Below are 303 nucleotides of genomic sequence, written 5' to 3' on the forward strand. Positions count from 1 at the left end.
AACCTTGCGGCCGTACTCCCCAGGCGGTCAACTTCACGCGTTAGCTTCGTTACTGAGTCAGTGAAGACCCAACAACCAGTTGACATCGTTTAGGGCGTGGACTACCAGGGTATCTAATCCTGTTTGCTCCCCACGCTTTCGTGCATGAGCGTCAGTACAGGTCCAGGGGATTGCCTTCGCCATCGGTGTTCCTCCGCATATCTACGCATTTCACTGCTACACGCGGAATTCCATCCCCCTCTACCGTACTCTAGCTATGCAGTCACAGATGCAGTTCCCAGGTTGAGCCCGGGGATTTCACAA

At 54.1% G+C, this 303-nt stretch carries 1 rRNA gene; it reads right to left on the bottom strand.

Annotated features, from left to right (window positions below):
* A 16S ribosomal RNA gene (locus tag CVH10_RS19355) occupies positions 1–303 on the bottom strand; the annotation flags it as partial.

This window comes from Halomonas sp. ND22Bw (assembly GCF_003011945.1).
Taxonomy (GTDB): domain Bacteria; phylum Pseudomonadota; class Gammaproteobacteria; order Pseudomonadales; family Halomonadaceae; genus Halomonas; species Halomonas halophila.